The organism is Kitasatospora sp. NPDC096140 (genome assembly GCF_040303045.1).
GTDB lineage: Bacteria > Actinomycetota > Actinomycetes > Streptomycetales > Streptomycetaceae > Kitasatospora.
On record NZ_JBEOUW010000067.1, the window covers coordinates 11,668 to 34,150 of the forward strand.

Annotated in this window: 23 protein-coding genes; 18 read left to right on the forward strand and 5 right to left on the reverse strand. The window is 74.4% G+C overall.

Annotation, left to right across the window (positions count from 1 at the left end):
• The first annotated feature begins 52 nt into the window (after positions 1–52).
• From ABT048_RS38990 to ABT048_RS39025, 8 genes are all read left to right on the forward strand, one after another.
• Positions 53–1,216, forward strand: a complete 1,164-nt coding sequence (locus ABT048_RS38990; RefSeq protein WP_350526388.1) for an inositol-3-phosphate synthase — start codon at positions 53–55, stop codon at positions 1,214–1,216.
• A complete protein-coding gene (locus tag ABT048_RS38995; RefSeq protein WP_502894129.1) occupies positions 1,213–2,148 on the forward strand; it encodes an SCO3242 family prenyltransferase in 936 nt (311 codons plus the stop codon). Before ABT048_RS38990 ends, ABT048_RS38995 begins: the two co-directional genes overlap by 4 nt.
• A complete protein-coding gene (locus ABT048_RS39000; protein WP_350526389.1) occupies positions 2,145–3,041 on the forward strand; it encodes a sugar phosphate isomerase/epimerase family protein in 897 nt (298 codons plus the stop codon). The genes ABT048_RS38995 and ABT048_RS39000 overlap by 4 nt, the downstream gene beginning before the upstream one ends.
• Entirely contained in the window at positions 3,038–3,742 is a 705-nt protein-coding gene (locus tag ABT048_RS39005) for an EboA domain-containing protein (protein WP_350526390.1), read from the forward strand. The genes ABT048_RS39000 and ABT048_RS39005 overlap by 4 nt, the downstream gene beginning before the upstream one ends.
• A 37-nt stretch (positions 3,743–3,779) precedes the next feature.
• Positions 3,780–4,655: a TatD family hydrolase gene (locus ABT048_RS39010; RefSeq protein ID WP_350526391.1), complete on the forward strand. Its 876-nt coding sequence runs from the start codon at positions 3,780–3,782 to the stop codon at positions 4,653–4,655.
• A 3-nt stretch (positions 4,656–4,658) separates the two neighbouring features.
• Positions 4,659–5,879: a metabolite traffic protein EboE gene (eboE, locus tag ABT048_RS39015; RefSeq protein WP_350526392.1), complete on the forward strand. Its 1,221-nt coding sequence runs from the start codon at positions 4,659–4,661 to the stop codon at positions 5,877–5,879.
• Complete coding sequence (locus tag ABT048_RS39020) at positions 5,876–7,264, forward strand: alkaline phosphatase family protein (RefSeq protein ID WP_350526393.1); 1,389 nt, start codon at positions 5,876–5,878, stop codon at positions 7,262–7,264. The genes eboE and ABT048_RS39020 overlap by 4 nt, the downstream gene beginning before the upstream one ends.
• Before the next feature lie 289 nt (positions 7,265–7,553).
• Entirely contained in the window at positions 7,554–9,560 is a 2,007-nt protein-coding gene (locus tag ABT048_RS39025) for a carbamoyltransferase C-terminal domain-containing protein (protein ID WP_350526394.1), read from the forward strand.
• 92 nt (positions 9,561–9,652) lie between these two features.
• Here the strand turns inward: ABT048_RS39025 and ABT048_RS39030 are convergent, their stop codons facing one another.
• The 3 genes from ABT048_RS39030 to ABT048_RS39040 are packed head-to-tail and all read right to left on the reverse strand — an operon-like array spanning position 9,653 to position 12,023.
• Positions 9,653–9,838 carry a hypothetical protein gene (locus ABT048_RS39030; RefSeq protein WP_030245889.1) on the reverse strand — a complete coding sequence of 62 codons (186 nt, stop codon included), beginning with the start codon at positions 9,836–9,838 and terminating at the stop codon, positions 9,653–9,655.
• A gap of 35 nt (positions 9,839–9,873) precedes the next feature.
• The gene (locus ABT048_RS39035; protein WP_350526395.1) at positions 9,874–10,746 is read right to left on the reverse strand and encodes a class I SAM-dependent methyltransferase; all 873 of its coding nucleotides are present in this window, start codon (positions 10,744–10,746) and stop codon (positions 9,874–9,876) included.
• Positions 10,743–12,023, reverse strand: a complete 1,281-nt coding sequence (locus ABT048_RS39040) for a cytochrome P450 (protein WP_350526396.1) — start codon at positions 12,021–12,023, stop codon at positions 10,743–10,745. Before ABT048_RS39040 ends, ABT048_RS39035 begins: the two co-directional genes overlap by 4 nt.
• Before the next feature lie 353 nt (positions 12,024–12,376).
• Between ABT048_RS39040 and ABT048_RS39045 the strand changes: the two genes are divergently transcribed.
• The 7 genes from ABT048_RS39045 (at position 12,377) to ABT048_RS39075 (ending at position 18,867) form a co-directional block, all read left to right on the forward strand.
• The gene (locus ABT048_RS39045; protein WP_350526397.1) at positions 12,377–12,745 is read left to right on the forward strand and encodes a hypothetical protein; all 369 of its coding nucleotides are present in this window, start codon (positions 12,377–12,379) and stop codon (positions 12,743–12,745) included.
• A 93-nt stretch (positions 12,746–12,838) separates the two neighbouring features.
• Positions 12,839–13,834, forward strand: a complete 996-nt coding sequence (locus ABT048_RS39050; protein WP_350526398.1) for an ABC transporter ATP-binding protein — start codon at positions 12,839–12,841, stop codon at positions 13,832–13,834.
• The gene (locus ABT048_RS39055; RefSeq protein WP_350526399.1) at positions 13,831–14,709 is read left to right on the forward strand and encodes an ABC transporter permease; all 879 of its coding nucleotides are present in this window, start codon (positions 13,831–13,833) and stop codon (positions 14,707–14,709) included. The genes ABT048_RS39050 and ABT048_RS39055 overlap by 4 nt, the downstream gene beginning before the upstream one ends.
• 19 nt (positions 14,710–14,728) lie before the next feature.
• Positions 14,729–15,922, forward strand: coding sequence for a cytochrome P450 (locus tag ABT048_RS39060; protein WP_350526400.1), 1,194 nt, complete (start codon positions 14,729–14,731; stop codon positions 15,920–15,922).
• On the forward strand, positions 15,919–17,142 hold the full coding sequence (locus ABT048_RS39065; RefSeq protein ID WP_350526401.1) for a flavin monoamine oxidase family protein: 1,224 nt from the start codon (positions 15,919–15,921) through the stop codon (positions 17,140–17,142). The genes ABT048_RS39060 and ABT048_RS39065 overlap by 4 nt, the downstream gene beginning before the upstream one ends.
• A gap of 11 nt (positions 17,143–17,153) precedes the next feature.
• The gene (locus ABT048_RS39070) at positions 17,154–18,095 is read left to right on the forward strand and encodes a Rieske 2Fe-2S domain-containing protein (RefSeq protein WP_350526402.1); all 942 of its coding nucleotides are present in this window, start codon (positions 17,154–17,156) and stop codon (positions 18,093–18,095) included.
• Complete coding sequence (locus ABT048_RS39075) at positions 18,088–18,867, forward strand: alpha/beta fold hydrolase (protein WP_350526403.1); 780 nt, start codon at positions 18,088–18,090, stop codon at positions 18,865–18,867. Before ABT048_RS39070 ends, ABT048_RS39075 begins: the two co-directional genes overlap by 8 nt.
• 88 nt (positions 18,868–18,955) lie before the next feature.
• Here ABT048_RS39075 and ABT048_RS39080 read toward each other — a convergent pair whose 3' ends face one another.
• Entirely contained in the window at positions 18,956–19,228 is a 273-nt protein-coding gene (locus tag ABT048_RS39080; RefSeq protein WP_350526404.1) for a hypothetical protein, read from the reverse strand.
• A 266-nt stretch (positions 19,229–19,494) separates the two neighbouring features.
• Here ABT048_RS39080 and ABT048_RS39085 point away from each other — a divergent pair, with 266 nt between their 5' ends.
• Genes ABT048_RS39085 through ABT048_RS39095 form a run of 3 tightly spaced genes read left to right on the forward strand, consistent with a single transcriptional unit; the run spans position 19,495 to position 21,460 of the window.
• Positions 19,495–20,163 (forward strand): hypothetical protein, encoded by a 669-nt coding sequence (locus ABT048_RS39085; RefSeq protein ID WP_350526405.1) that lies wholly within the window; start codon positions 19,495–19,497, stop codon positions 20,161–20,163.
• Positions 20,164–20,195: 32 nt separating this feature from the next.
• Complete coding sequence (locus tag ABT048_RS39090) at positions 20,196–20,747, forward strand: SigE family RNA polymerase sigma factor (RefSeq protein ID WP_350526406.1); 552 nt, start codon at positions 20,196–20,198, stop codon at positions 20,745–20,747.
• Positions 20,744–21,460 (forward strand): hypothetical protein, encoded by a 717-nt coding sequence (locus ABT048_RS39095; RefSeq protein ID WP_350526407.1) that lies wholly within the window; start codon positions 20,744–20,746, stop codon positions 21,458–21,460. Before ABT048_RS39090 ends, ABT048_RS39095 begins: the two co-directional genes overlap by 4 nt.
• Before the next feature lie 81 nt (positions 21,461–21,541).
• Here ABT048_RS39095 and ABT048_RS39100 read toward each other — a convergent pair whose 3' ends face one another.
• Positions 21,542–22,258 (reverse strand): G1 family glutamic endopeptidase, encoded by a 717-nt coding sequence (locus ABT048_RS39100; protein ID WP_350526408.1) that lies wholly within the window; start codon positions 22,256–22,258, stop codon positions 21,542–21,544.
• Between the last annotated feature and the right edge of the window lie 225 nt (positions 22,259–22,483).

Sequence of the window (22,483 nt, forward strand, 5' to 3'; positions counted from 1 at the left end):
GCCTTCGTCTCCCGGCCGTTCCGGCGGCGGTCCCAGCAGCGGAAGGACCAGGATGAACACGGAACAGCACAGGACCGGCGTCTGGCTGGTCGGGGCCCGCGGATCGGTGGCGACCACCGCGGTGGTCGGCGCGGCGGCGATCGCGGCAGGGCTCGCCGAACCGACCGGCTGCGTCAGCAGCCTGCCGGACTTCGCGGAACTGGACCTGCCCGGCTTCGACGGGCTGGTCTTCGGCGGGCACGACACCGCCACCGAACCGCTGGCCAAACGCGCCGAACGGCTCGTCGACGCCGGCGTGCTGCCGGGCGTCCTGCTGCCGCCGCTGGCGGCCGAACTGGCCGCCGCCGAGGAAGAGATCCGGACCGTCCCCACCGGGGAGGACCTCCCGCAGGCCGAACTGGTCGACCGGCTCGCCGCGGACCTCCGGGACTTCCGGAACCGCCACCGCCTCGACCGGGTCGTCGTGGTCAACGTCGCCACCACCGAGCCGAGCACCGACCCCGACCCCGCCTGGGCCACGCCCGGCGCCCTGCGCGAGGCCCTCGCCGCGGGCCGCGCCCCGCTGCCCTACAGCGCGGTCTACGCGTACGCGGCCCTGCTGGCGGACTGCGCCTACGTGGACTTCACCCCGTCCACCGGGGCCCGGATCCCCGCCCTGGACGCGATCGCCCGGGAGAACGGGCTGCCGTACGCGGGCAGCGACGGCAAGACCGGGGAGACCCTGGTCAAGTCGGTGCTCGCCCCGATGTTCGCCAAACGGGCGCTGCGGGTGCGCAGTTGGTCCGGCACCAACCTGCTGGGCGGCGGCGACGGCGCGGCCCTCGCCGAGCCGGACCGGGCCCGCAGCAAGGTCGGCTCCAAGCGGCGCGTCCTGGAGGAGACGCTCGGCCACCCCGTCGAGGGCGGCGTGCACATCCACAACGTGCCGGCGCTCGGCGAGTGGAAGACGGCCTGGGACCACATCGGCTTCGAGGGCTTCCTCGGGGTGCGGATGACGCTCCAGTTCACCTGGGAGGGCTGCGACTCGACGCTGGCCGCGCCGCTGGTCCTCGACCTGGCCCGGTTCGCGGCGCTCGCCCACCGCCGCGGCGTGGCGGGGCCGGTCGCCGAACTGGGGTTCTTCTTCAAGGACCCGGTCGCGGGCACCACCCACGAACTCGCCGCGCAGTACCAGCGGCTGCGCGACTGGGCGCTCGGACCGGAGGCGGTGCGGTGAGCCTCCTCCTGGCCGGGCCCGGGGCGGTCGGCGTCGCCACCGGCCCGGCGGCCGGGCCCGCACCGACCGGGGTGGGCGACCTGCTGGAGCTGGTCCGCGCGCCCGCCGCGCTCTCCGTGCCCGGCGACGTCCTGCTCGGCACCGCCGCGGCCGGCCTGCCCACCGGGCCGCGCACCGCCCTGCGGGCCGCCTCCTCGGTCTGCCTCTACTGGGGCGGGATGGCCCTCAACGACTACGCCGACCGCGAGCTGGACGCCGTCGAGCGGCCCGAGCGGCCGATCCCGTCCGGGCGGGTCACCCCGGGGACCGCGCTGGCCGTCGCCACCGGCCTCACCGCCGCCGGGCTCGCCCTGGCCGCGGCCGCGGGCGGCGCCGCCGCGCTGCGGGTGGCCGTCCCGCTGGCCGGCACCGTCTGGCTCTACGACCTGGTGCTCAAGGACACTCCGGCCGGACCGGCCGCGATGGCGGCCGCCCGCGGCCTGGACGTGCTCTCCGGCGCCGCCGGCAGCGGCCGGGTCCGCGCGGCCCTGCCGTCCGCGCTGGTGCTGGCCGGGCACACCGCGGCGCTGACCGTGCTCAGCCGGCGCGAGGTCCACGGCGCCACCCCCGCCCTGCCCCGGGCCACCCTGGCGGCCGGCGGCCTCGTCGCCGGGACGGTCCTCGCCCTGGGCCGCCGCCGGGGAGCCGCCGGGCGGGCGCTGACCGGCCTGCTCGCCGCCGGCTACCTCGCCACCGCCGCCCCGGCCCAGCTCGCCGCCGTCCGGGCGCCCTCCCCGGTGCGGGTCCGCCGGGCCGTCGGGGCCGGCATCCACGCGATGGCGCCGCTGCAGGCCGCGCTGTCCGCCGCCGCCGGCGCCCGCGGCGTCGCCCTGGCGCCCGTCCTCGCCGTGTCGCTGGCCCGCCGCCTCGCCCGGAAGGTGTCCCCGACATGACGCACCGGCACACCGGGCCGCCGCCACCGCGCTTCGGCTTCGGCACCAACGGACTCACCGACAACCGGCTCCCGGACGCGCTGCGCCTGCTCGCCGACCTCGGCTACGACGGGGTCGCGCTGACCCTGGACCACGCCCACCTCGACCCGCTCGCCCCCGGCCTCGTCCACGAGGTGGAGCGGACGGCGGCGCTGCTCCAACGGCTCGGACTGGCCGTGGTCGTCGAGACCGGCGCCCGCTACCTGCTCGACCCCCGCCGCAAGCACCAGCCGACCATGCTCAGTGACGAGGGCGCCGAACGCCGGGTGCGGCTGCTGACCACCGCGGTGCGGATCGGCGCCGAACTGGGCGCCGAGGCGGTCTCGTTCTGGAGCGGCACCGCCCCCGCCGGCGTCCCGGAAGGGCTGCTGTGGGAGCGGCTGCTGCGCGGCTGCGAGCCGGTGCTGCGGGCCGCCGAGCAGCAGCGGGTCGTGGTCGGCATCGAACCCGAACCCGGCATGTTCGTGGACACCCTCGACTCCGCCCGGCGGCTGCTGGCCCGGTTGGACGGGGCCGGCGCACCGGGCCGGCTCGGGATCACCCTGGACATCGGCCACTGCCGCTGCCTGGAGCCGCGGTCCGTCCCGGAGTGCGTCGACCTGGTCGCCGACCGGCTGGTCAACGTCCAGATCGAGGACATGCGGCGCGGCCGGCACGAGCACCTGGAGTTCGGCCACGGCGAGATCGACTTCCCGCCGGTGCTGGCCGCCCTCGGCGCGGCCGGCTACCGCGGGCTGATCAGCGTCGAACTGCCGCGGCACAGCCACGACGGCCCCGGCGTGGCCCGGCGCTCACTGGAATTCCTGCGCGCGGCCGCCGCCCGGCCCGCGATGACGATGGAGACGGCGCGATGACGGAACCCGAATGGAGCACGACCCGGCTGCGCGAGGCGCTGGCCGACCGGCTGACGCCGCAGGCCGACGACTGGCTGCGCGGGCGGCTGGCCGCGGCGGCCGCCGGACCGGAAGCGGTCCGCACGGCCTTCCCGGGCGCCGCCCGGCACGGCGGCCGGGGCGACCTGCAGCCGGCCGGCCGCGACGACGGAGCCGACCACCCACTGGCCCGCTGGCAGGTCGAGGACGCCGTCCGCACCCTGCTGCTCGCGGCCCTGCCGCTGCGCGGCGAGGCACTGGTGGCCGAACTGACCGCGCTGTACCGGGGCGGCGACACCGCCGAACGCCGGGCCGTGCTACGCGCGTTGAGCGTGCTCGACCACCGCACCACGGACGAGCAGCTGCCCGGGGCGGGCCCGTACGGCCTCGGCGACGGCGCGCTGCCCCTGGTCCGGGACGCCCTGCGCACCAACGACCTGCGCCTGATCGCCGCCGCGCTGGGCGACTACGCCGCCCGCCGGCTGGACCAGGCCGCCTGGCGGCAGGCCGTGCTCAAGTGCGTCTTCACCGGCGTCCCGCTGGCCCTGGTGGCCGGCCTGGCCGACCGTGCGGACACCGAACTCCTGCGGATGCTGGACGACTTCGGCACCGAGCGGCGCGCCGCGGGCCGGGCCGTGCCGGCCGACATCGAGTCCGTCCTGCACGCCCACCGAGTGTCCTGACCCGCCCGGCCTCCCCGCACCGAAGGAACCCACCGCCATGCGCATCTTCGACCCGCACATCCACATGACCTCCCGGACCACCGACGACTACGCGGCGATGAGCGCCGCGGGCGTACGGGCCCTGGTGGAGCCGTCGTTCTGGCTCGGCCAGCCGCGGACCAGCGTCGGCAGCTTCGTCGACTACTTCGACGCCCTGATCGGCTGGGAGCCCTTCCGGGCCGCCCAGTTCGGCATCCGGCACCACTGCGCCCTCGCCCTCAACCCCAAGGAGGCCAACGACCCGCGGCTGCGCGAGGTCCTGGACCTGCTCCCGCGCTACCTGGAGAAGGACCAGGTCGTGGCGATCGGCGAGATCGGCTACGACTCGATGACCGCCGAGGAGGACGAGGCGCTCGCCGCCCAGCTCGCCCTCGCGGTGGAGCACCACCTGCCGGTGCTGGTGCACACCCCGCACCGCGACAAGGCGGCCGGCACCCGCCGCACCCTGGACGTGGTGCGCGAGTCCGGCATCGACCCCGCGCTGGTCGTCCTGGACCACCTCAACGAGGTCACCGTCGCCATGGTGCGGGACTCCGGCTGCTGGGCCGGCTTCTCCGTCTACCCGGACACCAAGATGGACGAGCCCCGGATGGCCGCGATCCTCGCCGAGTACGGCCTCACCGGGATGCTGGTCAACTCCGCGGCGGACTGGGGCAACAGCGACCCGCTGAAGACCCGGAAGGTCGGCGACACCATGCTGCTCGCCGGGTTCACCGAGGCCGACGTCGAGCAGCTGCTCTGGGAGAACCCGGTGGCCTTCTACGGGCAGAGCGGCCGCCTCGACCTCAGCGAGCCGGCCGTCGACGCCACCGGGCTGCACGAGGGCAACTCCGTCCTGCGCGGCGGCGCACCCGCGCCCGGGGCGGTGCGGTAGCCCGTGCGCTTCCGGCACCCGGACGGCACCACCGTCCACCTCGCCTACTGCACCAACGTCCACCCGGCGGAGGACCTGGCCGGGGTCCGGGACCAGCTCGGCCGGTACGGCGAGCCGGTCCGCGAACGCCTCGGCGTCGACCGGCTCGGCCTCGGCCTCTGGCTGGCCCGCCCCGTCCTGGACGAACTCCTCGCCGACGGCGCCGCGCTGCGCCGCCTGCGCGCCGACCTCGACGCCCGCGGCCTGGAGGTGGTGACCCTCAACGGCTTCCCCTACCGCGGCTTCGGCGGGGCCGTCGTCAAGCACCGGGTGTACCGGCCGGACTGGGCCGACCCGGAACGCCTGCGCTACACCCTGGACCTGGCCCGGGTGCTCACCGAACTCCTCCCGGACGACGCCCGGCGCGGCAGCATCTCCACCCTCCCGCTCGGCTGGCGCGCCGACTGGACGCCGCGGCACGCCGACCCGGCCCGCCGGCAGCTCGACCGGCTCGCCCGGGAGCTCGCCCGGATCTCCGGGAGCACCGGGCGCCTCCTGCGGGTCGGGTTCGAGCCCGAACCCGGCTGCGTCGTCGAGTCGACGGCCGACGCCGTCCGCGAGCTCGCCGACGCGGCCGGCCCGCACCTGGGCGTCTGCCTGGACGCCTGCCACCTCGCGGTCGAGCACGAGGAGCCGGCCGCCGCGCTCGACCGGCTCGCCGCGGCCGGCCTGGAGGTGGTCAAGCTGCAGGCGTCCGCCGCCCTCGTCGCGGACCGCCCGCGCAGCGCCGCCGGGCGCACCGCCCTGGAGCCGTACGCGGAGCCGCGGTTCCTGCACCAGACCCGGGAGCCCGGCGCGGACGGCCTGCTGCGCCGGGACGACCTGGACCAGGCCCTGGCCGGGCCGGATCCGCTGCCGGGGGAGCACCCCTGGCGGGTCCACTTCCACGTCCCGCTGGGTGCCGGACCGGCCGCGCCGCTGGCGAGCACCGGCCCGGTGCTCCGGGAGACGCTCGGCCTGCTGCTGGGCGGCCCCCGGGCGGCGGTCGACCACATCGAGGTCGAGACCTACACCTGGCCGGTGCTGCCGCCCGGCCCGGAACGGCGGGCGCCCGACGCGTCCGCCGCAGCCCGCACGGCCGGCGCAACCGCCGGGGCACCCGACCCGGTCGGCGGAATCGCCGGGGAACTCGACTGGACGCGCGTCGAACTGCAGCGCCTGGGACTCAAGGAGACGGACTCATGAAACGGCTGCTGGTGGTGGACGTGGTCGGGCTCACCCCGGCCCTGCTCCGCCACATGCCCACCCTCGCCGGACTCGCCGACCGCGGCTTCAGCGCCCCGCTCGGCACCGTCCTGCCCGCCGTCACCTGCTCCGTCCAGTCCACCTTCCTCACCGGCGAACTCCCCGCCGGCCACGGCGTCGTGGGCAACGGCTGGTACTTCCGCGACCTCGGCGAGGTGCTGCTGTGGCGCCAGCACAACGCCCTGGTCGGCGGCGACAAACTCTGGGACGCGGCCCGCCGGCGCAAACCCGGGTACACCGTCGCCAACGTCTGCTGGTGGTACGCGATGGGCGCCGACGTGGACTGGACGGTCACCCCCCGCCCGATCTACTACGCGGACGGCCGCAAGGAGCCCGACTGCTACACCAGGCCGCCCGGCCTGCACGACGAACTCACGGCCAGGCTCGGCGAGTTCCCGCTCTTCACCTACTGGGGGCCGACGGCCGGACTGCCCTCCTCGCAGTGGATCGTCGGCGCCTCCCGGCAGATCCTCCGGGACCACCGCCCCGACCTCACCCTGGTCTACGTACCGCACCTGGACTACGACCTGCAGCGCTTCGGCCCGGACTCCCCCCAGGCCGCCGACGCGGCCGCCGAGATCGACTGGGCGCTGCGCCCGCTGCTGGCCGACGCGGCCGCGCAGGACGTCACGGTCGTCGTCCTCAGCGAGTACGGCATCACCGCCGTCGACCGGCCGGTGGACATCAACCGGGTGCTGCGCCGGGCGGGCCTGCTGAACGTCCACACCCAGGACGGCATGGAGTACCTGGACCCGTGGACCTCCAGGGCGTTCGCCGTCGCCGACCACCAGCTCGCGCACGTCTACGTCCGCGACCGGACCGACCGGGACCGCGTGCAGGAGCTGCTCGAAGGCGTGGACGGCATCGACACCGTGCTGGACGAGGCGGCCAAGAAGGAGCACGGCCTCGACCACGAACGCTCCGGCGACCTCGTCGCCGTCGCCGCCCCCCGCGCCTGGTTCACCTACTACTACTGGCTCGACGACGCCCTCGCCCCGGACTTCGCGCCCACCGTCGAGATCCACCGCAAGCCCGGCTACGACCCGGCCGAGCTGTTCTTCGACCCGGCCGACCGCACCGCCCGGCTGCGGGCGGGCGGCGCCCTGCTGCGCAAGAAGGTCGGCCTGCGCTACCGGATGGACGTCGTGCCGCTGGACCCGTCCCCGGTCCGCGGCAGCCACGGGCGGCTGCCCGCCCACCCGGACGAGGGCCCGGTGCTGCTCTGCAGCGATCCCACGGCGGCCCGGGACGCCCTGGAGGCCACCGAGGTCAAGGCGTTCCTGCTGGAACTCGCGGGCCTGGGCCCGGAACCGCGGGCCCGGTAGCCGCCCGTCCCTCTCCGCTCCCTTCCCGCCCGTCGCCTTTCCCGCCCGTCCCCTTTCCCGCCTGTCCCCGCCCCGTCGGCGAGCGCCGCCGACGGGGCGCTGCGCATGCGTACGCGGCGTGCGTAAAGGGGGATTTCAGTATGTACCGGGTCTCGGCGGGCGTGGTCGAATGGCCGCGTAGTCGCTGGTGCCGGGGGCAGGCGGCCGGCCCTGGGCGGGGTGCGGGAATCCCCTCGCGAACGGGCCGGAATTACCTCCTCCTGCGCAGACCGAGGAAGAAGAGGTAACCGTGGCCGAGCATTTCCTTTCCGCCTATCTCACGCCGCCGGGGCCGGGTGCGGTCTTCTCGGTCCGGCACGACCAGAACGTCGCGCTGTGGCGCCGGGACGACGCGGACGTCGAACTGGTGCGGGTGTGGGAACTGGAGCGGGTCAGCGGGCAGAAGCACCACTTCTGGCCGCTGTACACCGAGGGCCGGGCCGAGGCGTTCCTGTCGGCACTGCTGGCCGAGGAGGGGCTCACCCTCGACGACGTGACGGCGACCTGGGGCACGCCGGGGCTGCCGAAGGCGCAGCCGGTGCCGAAGCCCGCAGGGGCGGAGGAGTTCCCGCTGCACAGCCTGGCGCACCTGTTCAGCGGGGTGCTGCGGGACCTCCCGCTGTTCCGTGACGGGCAGATCGTCGGCATGGCGATCGACGCGCTGCCCGACTACGCGCAGGAGAGCCGTCCGAACACCTACTGGTACGCCGGCTGCGTGGTGAAGCAGGGGCGGATCACCTTCGAGCCGGTGGAGTCCCCCGGCCCGCTGTACACCGCCGCCGAGACGGTGTTCGGCCTGGAGCCCGGCTCGCTGATGGCGCTGGCCACGGCCTCGACCGCGGCGATCGAGTTCGACGCCGAGGCCGCCATCGCGGACGTCACCTTCTTCGGCGGTTCCGCCACCCAGCCGTGGAAGGCCGCGCACGACCTGGTCCGCGCGGTGGTGGCCGCCGCCGAGGAGCAGCTGGCCGGCGTCGAGCTGGACGACTCGCTCAGCCGCGAGGACCACCTGCGCAGCGCGGTGATGAAGGTCGTCCAGCGCTGCTGCGAGGGCGTCGCGATCCGCAACGTGGAGCGGCTGCTGGAGGTCGGCGGCATCCGCGCCGAGGACACCCACCTGTCCACCAGCGGCGGCTACGCGCTCAACTGCCCCACCAACACGCTGCTGATGGACCGGTTCGGCTTCAAGGGCCTGGTCACCCCGCCGTGCGCCAACGACTCCGGCCAGGGCATCGGCCTCGGCCTGCTCGGCCTCTACGGGGCCGGCGCGCTGGCGGACTCCGGGCTGCGGATCGTCTCGCCGTACTACGGCCGGGACGTCACGGACGTCGAGGAGGCGCTGGCCGAGTTCGCGCCGTGGATCGCCTCGGTGACGGACTTCGAGGCGGAGCGGTTCGTCGCCGACGTCTCGGACGGCGTGATCGCCTGGGTGGACGGCCGGGCGGAGCTCGGGCCGCGTGCGCTGGGCCACCGCAGCCTGATCGGCGACCCGCGCTCGCAGAAGGTCAAGGACCTGCTGAACGCGTACAAGCGGCGCCAGTGGTGGCGCCCGGTCGCGCCGATGGTGATGGCCGAGCACACCGGCGAGTGGTTCGCCTCGGACCGCGAGTCGCCGTACATGCTGGAGGCGGTCCAGGTCCGTCCGGAGGTGCGGGAGCTGGTGCCCGCGATCGTCCACCTGGACGGCTCGGCCCGGCACCAGACGGTCACCGCCGAGTCCAACCCGCGGCTGCACCGGGCGCTGGACGCGTTCCGGGCGGCGACCGGGGTGCCGATCCTGTGCAACACCTCGCTCAACGACAAGGCCGAGGCGGTCGTCGACCAGGCCGCGGAGGCGCTCAACTTCTGCGTGCGCAAGGGCGTCGCGGTGCTGTACCTGTGCGGGCGGCGGGTCGAGCTGCGCGCCGAGCCGGTGCCGGCCACGGCCGCGCCGACCGAGCCGCGGCCGCGCGCCCTGGCGTACTTCGCCGGGCAGGAGGCGGACCGCGACGGGCTGTGGCAGGGCTGGCTGGACGCCGGGTACACCGTCGAGGGCATGTACCACCTGTCCCGCAGCCACCAGCTGCGCGCCGAGCAGGAGTTGTCCACGCCGGAGCGGGTCAACCTGCTGGCCGCGTACCGGGTGACGGTGGACCCGTCGTTCCGCGGGCTGGTCGACAACTTCCGCCGGACGCACGGGCCGGGCGGCTCCTTCGTCGACCCGTCCACGCTGACCGGGGCGTTCGGGGTGATCAACCCGCTGCGCCGGTCGCGCTAGCCGGTAGCGGGAACGGGTCGGGGGGTAGGGCTTTTCGAAGCCCTACCCCCCGACCCGTTGTGCTGCTAAGCGACCCGGCGTCGACACCACCGTCAGTAGCGCGGCTTCCGGGTCAGCGCCAGACCGCCCAGCAGGAAGGCGACGCCGAGCACGCCGGCGACGACCGCGTCGGTGGTCTGGGCGGGCTTGTGGCTGGCGTCCATCACGGCGGTGATCAGGCCGGCGACGGCGCTGATGTAGCAGAAGATGGTGATGAAGATCTTGACCTTGGGGTGCATGGCGATTCCTTCCGGGGCTGCGGTTCTCGGTGTGGTCAGGCGGTTTCCTGCGGTCCGCGGCCCGCGGGTGCGGTCGCGGCGGCGGTGAGGCCGAGCAGCATCACCCAGGCGTCGGGGTCCGACCGGAAGCGGTTCCAGCGGTCCGCGGCGAGGGCGAGTTCGGCCAGGGAGAGGACGCCCCGGGCCACCAGCGGCTCCAGGCGCTGCGGCCCGAGCTGGGGGGCGAAGGCGTCGGTGGGGTGGTCGTCGTTGGTGGTGGCGAAGGGGCGCAGCACGACCTCGTCGAAGCCGGCCGCGCGCAGCAGCCGGGGCAGCCGCCGGCCGATCGACCGGTCGCCGCCGTCGGCGCGCTGGGCGGCCGCCATCTTGGCGTGCACGCCCGCGAGTTCGGGGTACGAGGGCTCGGCCGCGCCCCACAGCGCGGAGTCGACCTCGGTGCAGGCGACCCGCCCGCCGGGCTTCAGTACCCGGCGGGCCTCGGCCAGGACGGCGGCCGGGTCGGGGACGTGCTGCAGGACGTAGCGGAGCAGGACGAAGTCCACGCTCGCGTCCGGCAGCGGCAGGTCGGCGCCGTCGGCGACCAGCAGGGTGACGCCGGGGCCGGCCGCGTGGGCGAGCAGCTCGCCGTCGATGTCGGCCGCGATCAGGGCCGTCCCGGCGGGCAGCGCGGCGCGCAGCCGCCGGGTCACCGCGCCCGGCCCGGCGCCGAGTTCGAGCACGGTGGCGCCGGTGCCGGTCCCGGGCTCGGTGGCGCCGTCCCCCATCCCGAGCTCGCGCAGGATGCGCAGCTCCTCGGGGAAGGAGAGCGCGGCCTGCGCCTCCAGCCGGTCGAGTTCGGCGGCGAGGCCGCCGCCGGTGGTGCGGGCCGGGTCGTAGGACCCGCCGACGGGGCGGACGGCTGTGCTCATCGGGGCCTCGCGATCATCGTCATGCCGTGCTTGGGGCGGAGGGTGACCAGGGCCTCGGGCTCCACGGGGAAGCCCTCGACCAGTTCCAGCCGGACCGACTGCAGCAGCGTGGCGAGCACCAGGACGGCCTCCAGCATCGCGAAGTGCTGTCCGACGCAGATCCGGTCGCCGCCGCCGAACGGCAGGTAGAGGTGGCTGGGGAGGGTGGCGCCGTCGAAGCGGTCCGGGCGGTACGCGTCCGGGGCGTCCCAGTGGCCGGGGTGGCGGTGCAGCACCCACTGGCTGACGCACACCAGGGTGCCGGGCTCGACGTCGTACCCGCCGATGACGTCGTGCTCGACGGCCCGGCGGGAGATCAGCCAGACCGGCGGGTAGAGCCGCATCGCCTCCTGGATGGCCCGGCGGCAGGCCGGCAGGTCCTGGAGGTCGGCCGCGGTCGGCGGGCGGCCGCCGAGGACCCGGTCGACCTCTTCGCGGACCTTGGCGAGCTCCTCGGGGTGGCGGTCGAGCAGGTAGAGCGTCCAGGTCAGGGACTTGGCGGTGGTCTCGTGGCCGGCCATCACGATGGTCAGCACCTGGTCGCGCAGGTCCTCGTCGGAGACCAGGTGGTCGCCGGACATCATGGTGTCCAGCAGGTCGCCGCCGGCGGTGCTGCTGCCGCCCGCGCGGCGGGAGGCGATCAGGGTGCGGGTGACGGTGTTGAGGAACACCCGGGCCCGGCCGAAGTCGGCGAACCGGCGGGCGGTGTCGGCCGGGTCGGGGTCGGGGTTCGGCACGTAGTGGCCGATGCAGCGGTTGACGGCGTCCACCGCGCGGCCGAAGCCCTCGCCGATGCCGTCGATGTCGGCGCCGAGGATGGCGTGGGTCAGGATGCCGAGGGTGAGCGCGGTGAAGTGCTGGTCCACCTCCAGCGGGGCGCCGGACTCGACGGACGGGCGCCAGCGCTCCAGCATGCCGGCGGTGGCGTCGGTGACGATGGTGTCGAAGCTGCGCACCGCGCTCGGGCGGAACGCCGGTGCGGTCAGGTGCCGTTGGCGGGCCCAGTCGGCGCCGTTGCTGGTCAGCAGCCCGTTGCCGAGCAGCGGACGCAGCATGGCGTCGTCCGGGGTGCCCTCCTTGGTGTAGTTGGCGCCGTTGTCCTTGAGCACGTGCTTGGCGTACTCGGGACGGTTGAGCAGGTAGACGGTGTCGCCGTCCGCACGGTGGCGGGTGATGTCGCCGTAGCGGCGGGCCAGGTCGGTGATGAAGTCGAGCGGCGACTCCCTCATCAGCGCCATGTCGACGTCGTCGGCAGGGCCTGGCGGGACGGTGTGCGTAGGCACGGTGCGGACCACCCCCGTGATTCCTCTCGATGCTTACCCGGGACTCCGGAATGCGTACTCGGCTCCGGGATACGTACTCGGCATTTCCCGGTGCGTATTCGGATGCGTATTCCGATGCGTATTCTGATACGTATTCATGGGCGTGTGACGGCTGAAATCTACCGCACCTGCCGCATGTGCTCAATACTTAGTCCCGGCACCGGAAATGAGGTCTTGGCGGCCGATTGCGGCCGTGTCATTCTTCATTTGCAGGCGGCGCCGGGAAGGGCCGCCGGCAAACACCGGATACCGAGAAAAGGAAAAGTCACATGGCTTTGGACCAGAGGAAGCGGGCCGAGTTCGTCAACGGCTACACCCGTGCCCTGATCAGCGCCTGGTCGAGCGAGGAGTACGCGGCCCGCCTGCGTACCGACGCCCGCGCCGCCCTCGCCGAGGCCGGCCTGGAGCTCCCGGCCGACGCCGAGATCGTCATCGTCTCGACTGCCGCCGAGGGCGAGCAGGAGGGCAACCTGGAGGTGCAGGTCGAGCTCTTCGAGATCGGTCTGGCGACCGGTCGCTACGAGTTCCACATCCCGGAGACCCCGCAGATCGACACCGCCGAGCTGAGCGAGGGCGACCTGTCGGACATCGCGGCCGGCGGCAACTCCTGCTGCTGCCCGTGCTGCTGCTGCACCTGATCCAGCCGGGAAACCCGCCCGCCGGGCAGAGCGCCCGGCCGGTCGACCTGAGCACCAGGTCGGCCTGAACACCCCACAGAGGAGCGATCCACAGTGGCGACTGCCGTCGGGGAACACCCCGTCTCAGTCCGCGGCCTGCGCAAGAGTTACGGCGACTGGCACGCGGTCCAGGGTCTGGATCTGGACATCCACCAGGGAGAGGTCTTCGCCCTGCTCGGGCCGAACGGCGCGGGCAAGACGACGACCGTCGAAATCCTGGAGGGCGTCCGCCAGCGAACCGGCGGTGACGTGCGGGTCCTCGGCTGTGACCCAGCCGAGGACCGGCGCGAGTGGCGCGCCAGGATCGGGGTCGTCCCGCAGACCACCGGCGCCTACTCGGACCTGACGGTCCGCGAGGTCGTCGAGCACTTCGCGGCGTTCTACCCGAACCCGCTCCCGGTCGGCCAGGTCATCGACATGGTCGGACTGGGCAAGCACGAGAAGAAGCAGAGCGCGGACCTCTCCGGAGGCCAGGCCCGTCGGCTCGACGTCGCGGTGGGCATCGTCGGCGACCCGGACCTGATCTTCCTCGACGAACCCACCACCGGGTTGGACCCGGTGGCTCGCCGGGAGGCCTGGGAGCTGGTCCGCTACTTCTCCGAGCGCGGTCGCACCACCGTGCTCACCACGCACTACCTGGACGAGGCCGAGGCGCTGTGCGAGCGCGCCGCGGTGATCGTCGCCGGCCGGGTGGTCCAGTGCGGACCGCTGGTCGAGTTCGGCGGCCGTTCGCAGACTCCGACCACGGTCTCCTTCCGGATTCCGCCGGAGCTGGCCGGCCGCACGCTGCCGCCGCTGCCACCCGGGGCCGAACCGGCCCCGGTGGGGGTGGACGGCGTGCTCCGGATCGCCACGCACGCCCCGACCGCGCTGCTCGCGGCGCTGGTCCCGTGGGCGCACCTGGCAGGGGTCGGCGAGCTGCCCGAGCTGCGGGTGCACCGGCCGACCCTGGAGGACGTCTACCTGGACCTCATCCGGGAGCACGCCGACGGTACCGACCGCGGCGCCGACACCAGCCAGAGCATCACCCACGAGGCGGCCGAGCGATGACCCTCACCCAACCCACCGCGACCGCCCCGGCCACCGGGACCGCCGGCGGCACCACGACGCCCCGGCGGGCCGGCCGGATGCCCGGCATCCTGCGGGCCGGCGCGGCCCGCTCCAAGGTCGAGCTGCGGGCGTTCTTCCGGAACAAGCAGTCGCTGGTCTTCACCCTGATGTTCCCGGTGATCCTGCTGGTCGTCTTCGGCTCGATCTTCTCGGGCAAGGTGGCCGGCACCGACACGGACGTCAAGCTGGTGTTCATGGCCGGCATCATCGCCGCCGGCGTGATGAGCACCGCCTTCTCCGGCCTGGCGATCAACATCGCGATCGAGCGGGACACCGGCACCGTCCGGCGGCTCGCGATGACCCCGATGCCCAAGTCCGCCTACTTCGTCGGCAAGCTGGTACGGGTCATCGTCACCACCGCGCTGGAGACCGTGCTGCTGATCGGCATCGCGCTGGCCCTGTTCGGCCTGCCGCTGCCCAGCACCCCGGAGCGCTGGTTCACCCTCGGCTGGGACCTCGCCCTCGGCACCGTCGCCTGCGCGATGGCCGGTGCCGCCTACTCGGCGCTGATCCCCAACAGCCGGTCGGCCGCGGCGATCGTCACCCCGGTCTTCATGGTGCTGCAGTTCATCTCCGGCGTGTTCTTCCCGTTCGGCCAACTGCCCGCCTGGATGCAGACGGTGGCCGCGTTCTTCCCGGTCAAGTGGATGGCCCAGGGCTTCCGGTCGGTGTTCCTGCCGGACTCCTTCACCGTCGTCGAACCGGCCGGGAACTGGGAGCTGGGGCACATCGCGATGGTCCTCACCGCCTGGTCGCTGGCCGGCCTGCTGCTGACCGCCTTCTCCTTCCGCTGGCGCGGACCCCGGGTCCGCTGAGACTTTGGGGGCTGCACCCATGACGACGGCGACGGTGCGACTGCCCGAGCACCTGATCCACCCGTTCGCCCCGGCCGGGCGCGCGAACCCGCACCCGGCGTACCGGTGGCTGAGGGCCAACGACCCGGTGCACTACGACGCCGCGTCCCGGCTCTGGCTGGTCACCGCGCACGCCGACTGCGCGACCGTCCTGCGCGACCCGCGCTTCTCGGCCGCGCAGGGCCAGCGCGAACGCGCCCGCGACGACGCCCTGCCGCCGTCCATGCTCACCACCGACCCGCCCGACCACCACCGGCTCCGGGCCCCGGGGGCGCTGCTCCTGGGGCCGGCCGCCGTCCGCCCGCTCGGCGCGGGCCTCGCCGCCGACGTGGACGCGCTGCTCGACGCCCTTCCCCTCGACCGGCCGGTGGACGCCGTCGTCGACATCGGCCGACGGCTCGCCACCGCCGTCTACGCCCGCCTCTTCGGGCTCCCCGCGGCGGAGTTCACCCGCTTCGAGGCACTCGCCCGGGCTGCCTCCGTCAACCTCGACCCGATGGTGCCGCCCGCCCGCGCCGCCCTCGGCCGCAGCGCCGCCGGCGCACTCACCCACTACCTCGACAGGCACACCGCCCGGGTCGTCCGCGAGGGGGCCGAGCTGCCGCTGACCGCCCTGGCCGCCGACGACCGGCTGAGCCGTGCCGAGATGCTGGGCGTCCTCAGCCTGGCCGTGATCGGCGGCTGGCAGCCCCTCGCCGAGTCCATCGGCAACGCCCTGCACCTGCTGCTGCCCGACCGCGCGGCGGTCGCCCGGCTCGCCGGGGCCGACGAGGACCTCGCCCGCCTCGCGGTGGACGAACTGCTCCGGCTGGAGGCACCGATCCCGTTCACCGCCCGGGTCACCACCGACCGGGTCGAGCTGAACGGCGGCGTCCTGCCGCCCGGCGCCCGGGTCCTCGCCGTGCTCACCGCCGCCAACCGCGACCCGGACGTCTTCGCCGACCCGGACGGACTCCGCCTGGACCGCAGCCCCAACCCGCACCTCGGCTTCGGCGGCGGCCCGCACTTCTGCCTCGCCGCCCCGCTGGTCCGGCAGACCGCGGCCCTGCTGCTGCCCCGGCTGCTCCGCCGCTTCCCCGCCCTGCGCGGCCCGGCCGGCCCCCCGGACTGGGACCTCTGCCTGGTGCCGCGCCGCCTGCGGGCGTTCCCGGTCGACCTCGGGGGTGAGCGGTGAGCGCGTACGACGTCATCGTGGTGGGCGCCGGCCCGTCCGGCCTGAACTGCGCCCGGCTGCTGCAGCGGGCCGGGCGGCGCGTCGTGGTGTACGAGGCCAGGGAGCGCGTCGGCGGCCGGATCCACACCTTCCACCCCGCCGACGGCGGCCCGCCGCTGGAGCTCGGCGCCCAGGTGGTGCACGGGGACCGCAACCCGGTGCACGAGCTGGTCGGCCCCGGCGGCACCACCGCCGTACCGCGCCGGGTCAGCGCCCGGATCGTCGAGGACGGCGCCAACCGCGAGATGGGCGCGCTCAGCCGGGGCCGCCGCGCGCCCTGGCAGCTGGAGGCCATGCTGCAGCGCGCGCCCGGCATCACCGGCCTGTCCGTCGGCACCTGGCTGCGCGCCCAGGGCAGCACCGGCCCGGAGGCCGCGGCCGCCACCGAGTGGTTCCGGCAGAACTGGGCGGCCGACCCGGACGGGCTGAGCGCCGCCGCCGTCGCCGAGGCACACCGCCGGGACGACGTCGGCGAGGGCGAGTTCGCCGTCGACGGCGGCTTCGCCCGGCTGCCGGAGCGGCTGGCCGAGGGCCTGGCGGTGCGGCTCGGCGAGCCCGTCCGGGAGCTGGCGCACGAACCCGGGCGGGTCACCGTACGGACCGACGCCGGGACGGCCGCCGCCCGCGCTCTCGTGCTCACCGCCCCGCCGGCGGCGCTCGGCGGGATCGCCGGGCTGCCCGCCGACAAGCGCGCGGCCGCCGGCCGGCTCCCCGCCGGGGACGGCTGCTGCGCCGTGGCCACGCTCGACCGGCCCGCGCCCGACACGATGATCGTCTTCGACGTGGACGGCCGCACCGGCTTCGTCCGCTGCACCGCCGGCCGCCCCGAAGCCCTGGTCGTCGCCAAGGCGGACGCCGCCGCCGAGCTGCGCGCGGCCGTCGCCGACCGCGCGGCCCTGGCCGCCCTGCTGGCCACCGCCCTGCCCTGGACCTCCGGCGCCGCCGTCACGGACCTCGCCGTCGCCGACTGGGGCCGGGACCCGTACGCCGCCGGGGCGTTCACCGCGCCCCGGGCCGGGCTGGAGGACGCCGCCCGGGAGTGGGCGGAGCCGGTGGACGGCACGCTCTTCTTCGCCGGCGAGGCGACCGTCTCCGGCGAGCGGCTGCCCTGGGTGCAGGGCGCCCTGGCGAGCGGGGAACGGGCCGCCGAACAGGTCCTCAAGGCACTGGCAACCCGATGAACGTGAGTCCGATGACTGTGCACCACGGCTGGTACCTGCTGGCCTTCCTCACCGAACTGACCGACGAGATCACCCCGTTGGCCGTCGGCCCGCACCGCCTGATCGCCGTCCGCGAGGGGGAGCGGGTGCGCGTCCTGGACGCCTCCTGCCCGCACCGCGGCGCCCACCTGGGCCACGGCGGGCGGCGCGAGGGCGACTGCCTGGTCTGCCCCTTCCACGGCAAGCGGATCGCCCTCGGCGACCCGTCCAAGCACTGGTCGGTCGCCGAACACCGGGTGCTGACCTGGGGCGACGCGCTGTTCGTCCGGCTCTCCGACGACCCGGACGGCGACCGCGGCTTCGAGCGGGCGGTGAAGGGCTGGGAGGACGAGTACCCGCTGGTCGCCGCCGTCAGCCTGCCGGTCGCGGTGCCGTCCGAGTACGTGGTCGAGAACGCCTTCGACCCCGACCACTTCAAGGCCGTGCACGGCGTCCCCGGCACCCGCGGGATGACCGCGCGCGACGGCGGGAGCGGCGAACTGGTCATCGAGGGCGAGTTCCTGATGCAGACCTCGCCCTGGCAGGACGCCCGCACGCTGGAGGAGATCCGCTGGGAGGCCGTCCGCACCGGCCGGGTGCGGTGGGACTTCAAGCCGCGCTTCCACGCCCAGGCGTTCAGCCCCAACGTGGTGGTCACCGAGTTCGGCCCCGAGGCGGAACGGCAGGTGATCGTCACCGGCTCGGTGCCCACCGAGGACGGCGGCTGCGTCGCCCGGGTCGCCATCGGTGTGCGCGAGAACCAGCGGGCCGCGCTGCCGGCCCTGCTCGCCGGCAGCGAGAAGGCGCTCGCCGAGGACAAGGTGGTCTGGGAGCACCTGGACCACGCGATGACACCGCGCTACGACGCCCGCGACGAGCCGGTGCTCGCCTTCCGCCGGTTCTGCGCCGACTTCTCCGGAGGCCGCGATGCCTGAGGGCCCGAACCTGCACCTGCACCGCCACGGTGACGGCCCGGCCGTGCTGTGGCTCCACGGCTACACCATGGACTCCACCACCTGGCAGCCCCTGTGGGACCGCCTCCCCGGCTGGACCCACATCGGCGTCGACCTCCCCGGCCACGGCGGCTCCGCCCCGCTCACCCCGGGCCTGACGCTCCCGGCCCTGGCTGGGCAGCTGGCCGAGGTCGCGAAGGAGACCGGCGCCCGGCGGCTGGTCGGGCTCTCCTTCGGCTCCCTGTCGGCTGTCCAACTGGCCCTCCAGGAACCGTCGTTGCTGGACCGCCTGGTCCTCGCCGCACCCACCCTGGCCGGCACCCCCAACGAGGACTCCGCGAGGGTCCGCTACCGCCAGCTGACGATGCTCCACCGCTTCGCCGGGCCCGGCGAACAGCTGGCCGACCTCTGGATGCAGTCCCCGCCGGACATCTTCACCGGCACCGAGCGGCACCCCGCCCTGCGCGCCGCGCTGCGCTCGGTGGTCGTGCGTCACAGCTGGGCCGAACTCGGCAACCGCGCCATGGACGCCCTCACCGCCCACCGGCACACCGCGGACGACCTGCGCCGCATCACCGCCCGCACGCTGGTCGTGCTCGGCGACGAGGACATGCCCGCCTTCACCCGCAACGCCGAGCTGCTGCGCGACACCGTCCCGCACTGCCGGCTGGAGACGCTGACCGAGACCGGCCACCTCCCCCTCCTCGAACGCCCGGAGGAGTGCGCCCCGCTGCTCGCCGCCCACCTCGCCTGAGGCCGTACGCCCGGTGGCCCGCTCCCTGTGCGCAGGGAGCGGGCCACCGGTGCAGTTCGGAAGCCCGACCGGCCACCGTGTCGCGGGGTCAGCTCTTCTTCGTCTCCCAGTCGATGTCATCGCCGTCGATGTACTTGCCCTTGTGGCCGTCGGGCTCAAGGATCTTGTAGAAGTACTTGGCTTTGCCGGTGAGTCCGGCCCCGACCCAGCGCTTCTCGTCCGCTTCCCAGTCGTAGTTGCCGTTGAAGCCACCGTCGGTGGCGATCTTCGTTCCGTCTTCGATCCACAGATCTCCGTTGTGGTTGAAGATCGTGTAGTCCTTGGTCACAAAGACCCGGGCCTTCTGCTTGGTCTTCGCCATGGCGGCGGATCCCTCCTGAGGTTCGGAGCAGGTCGAGCAAGGCGTTACCCGGCAAGCACGCTAGGCATGCGAACATTCACCCTCTGGTGTGCGATCCGTCGATCCGCTTGACGCTTCCGGCCCACTGGCGCGCACCCGGGCGAGAGGCGTCGGGCCCGTGGTGCGCCGCTGATCGACGCGTGCAACCCGTTCGCCTGGGCGGGAGTACTCATGGGTGGAGAGGCGCCGCTCCTGCCGTACATCCCTTGCACGATCCAGGAGGATCCATGACCCAGGCACGGACCACGAAGCTCGCCGCTGCCGCTGCGGCCGCCGTGGCGCTGGCGGGCCTCGCCCTGAGCACGTCCGCCGGCGCCGCGTCCGCCCCGGCGGCCGCCGATCCGCTCGCCCCGGCGATCGCCACCGCGACGGCCACGGCCGCCGCCGCACCCGTCACCAACACCGACCCCACCGCCGCACCCGTCACCCCGGCGGCGGCCGCCGAGCCGCGGGCGGCGACCGTGGGCAGCGGTGTGGTGGACGGCACCGCCTGGTCGGTGACGCTGACCTACTACCCGACCACCCCCGCCGACTACGCACCCGGCGTGAAGACCCGCGCCGGCCTGGTGTGCCTGCGGACCGTCCTCGACGGTCGGGCGAACAGCCGCTACGGCGACTGCGCGGGCGTCAAGGGCCCCACCGACCAGAGCCCCCGCGGCATGTACGGCGAGCGGACCCTCCCCAACGGCGCGCGCCTGTTCATCGCCCAGCCCGCCGCGGCGGTCGTCGGCGCCACGATGACCTTCGGCAACGCCGCCCCCACCACGGTCACCACCGTCACCGTCCCCGGCACCGACTTCACCGCCTACGCCGTCCCCGTCCCCGCCGCGTCCCGGATGAGCGCCCTCGACGAGTACGACGCCCAGCACAAGACCGTCGGCCACCAGGACTTCTGACCCCCTCACCGACCCGAAGGACGCCCATTTCCGTGCGCAGCGGCCAAGAGCGAGCAGGCAAGGACGAGCGAGCAGGCGAGGACGCCGGCTTCAGCGCGTTCGTGGTGGCCCGTTGGGGGGCACTGGTGCAGACCGCCTATCTGCTCACCGGTGACTTCCACGAGGCCGAGGACCTGGTGCAGACCACCCTCGCGAAGGCGTATCCGCACTGGCGGCGGATCGACCCGGACACCGCCGCGAGCTATCTGCGACGCGCACTGGTGAACAACAACCGCAGCCGGCACCGGCGGCGGAGGGTCAGCCAGCTGCTGACACCCTTCCTGCCGGACACCCCGGCGCCGGCTGCCACCCACGCCGGCGAGGACCGCGACCTGCTGGTCGCGGCCCTCGCCGGGCTGCCCGAACGCCAGCGGGCCGTGGTGGTACTGCGCTACTGGGAGGACCTGAGCCTGGAGCAGGTCGCCGACGAACTCGGGTGCAGCGTCGGCACGGTGAAGAGCCAGGCGTCCCGTGCGCTGGCCAGGCTGCGCTCCGACCCCACCCTGCTCGACCACGCCGCCGACCTCCTGGGAGCGACCCCATGACCGATCGACTCCACGAGGCCCTGGCCCGTTCGGCCGGGCGGGTCACCCCGTCGCCCGCGCCGGTCGCCGAGATCCTGCGGTCGGGCCGGGCCCGCCGTACCCGCCGCCGCCGCGTGCTGACCGGCGTCGCGGCCGCCGCCGTCGTGGCCGGTGTCGCGGTCGGCGCCAGGGCCGGTCTCCTCGCGCTCCTCCCGGACGTGCCGGACCCGGCAGGGCCCCCGCGGGTCCGGTTCGCCGCCGCACCGCCGCCGCCGGTCGAGGGCGAACTGTCGCAGACCGTGGGCAGCGGCGTGGTGGACGGTGCCACCTGGTCGGTGACGTTGACCTACTACCCGACCGTCCCCGCCGACTACGCGCCCGGAGAGAAGACGCCCGCCGGCCTGGTGTGCCTGCGGACCGTCTTCGACGGCCGGGCCGACAGCCCCTACGGGGCCTGCGCGGGCGTCAAGGGCCCCACCGATCAGAGCCCCCGCGGCATGTACGGCGAGCGGACCCTCCCCAACGGCGCGCGCCTCTTCCTCGCCCAGCCCGCCGCGGCGGTCGTCGGCGCCACGATGACCTTCGGCAACGCCGCCCCCACCACGGTCACCGCCGCCACCGTCCCCGGCACCGACTTCACCGCCTACGCCGTCCCCGTCCCCGCCGCGTCCCACATGAGCGCCCTCGACGAGTACGACGCCCAGCACAAGGCCGTCGGCCACCAGAACCTGTGAGGTGGTGTTCGGTACCGGACGTCGCACGCGTGCGGCCCGCTCCCTCCTCGGAGGGGGCGGGCCGCGTCGGCATCGGTGCGACTACTGGTGCAGGTAGGTGTCGGTGAAGCTGGTGCCGCCGGAGCTCAGCGCGCTGGTGCGGGCCTCGTAGGTGCCGTTCGCGCTGGGGTCGAGCGCGACCGGGCCGTAGGAGCCGAGGGACTTGCCGTTGACGGTGGCCGACGTGAAGCTCAGGGTCCCGAACTTGGGGTACGAGCCGGTCGGCGACTCGATGATCACCTCGGCGCTGGTCCGCTGCGCGGAGAGGGTCTTGGTGGTGGTGTAGGTCCAGCCCCGCGTGGAGTCGGTCAGCTTGAGGGTGTACTTGTTGCTGCCGGCGTACGTCACCGAGGCGCTGATGGAGTCACCGGCCGACACCGGGTACGAGCCGGTGCTCAGGTACACCGGGGCCGCCGGGTACATCTCGTACCAGGCCTGGTTCACCGGGCTGCCGCTGGAGCAGTCCGTCGCCACGCCGGTCTGCTCCACGCTGGAGGAGCCGTACCCGTCGATGCCGACCCAGGGCGCGTACAGGTCGTTGGTGGAGTTGCAGGTCGCGCGCGGCTCGGTCCAGGTCGCCGAGACCGAGGTGAAGCCGCTGCCCTGGGCGGCGTAACCGCCCCAGTTGTAGCCGTTGGTGTTGTAGCTCAGCGGGCGGAACGACAGCGCCTGGGCGGCCGTGGCGGTGGCCGGCGCCGCGGGGGCGGCGAGGGCGGCTGCGGCCGCGACGGCGGCGAGGCGTATCCGGAAGTTGCGCATGCTTGCTCCTTCGTGGGGGACGGGCAGGCGACTCACACGCCGGCCCCGGCCGTGGGGGCGGCCGGGGGAGGGGCGGCAGTTCAGGGTTGCCGACCTGTCATGAGCCGGGCAAGGGGAGCGGCACGAAGGTTGAGGATGACCAGGTTGGGGGTGCGTTCGGCGGTGTCGTACAGGGAGTCGGCGAGTCCTCCGGCGACCTCGGGTACGGCCGCGGCGGGGGTGGTG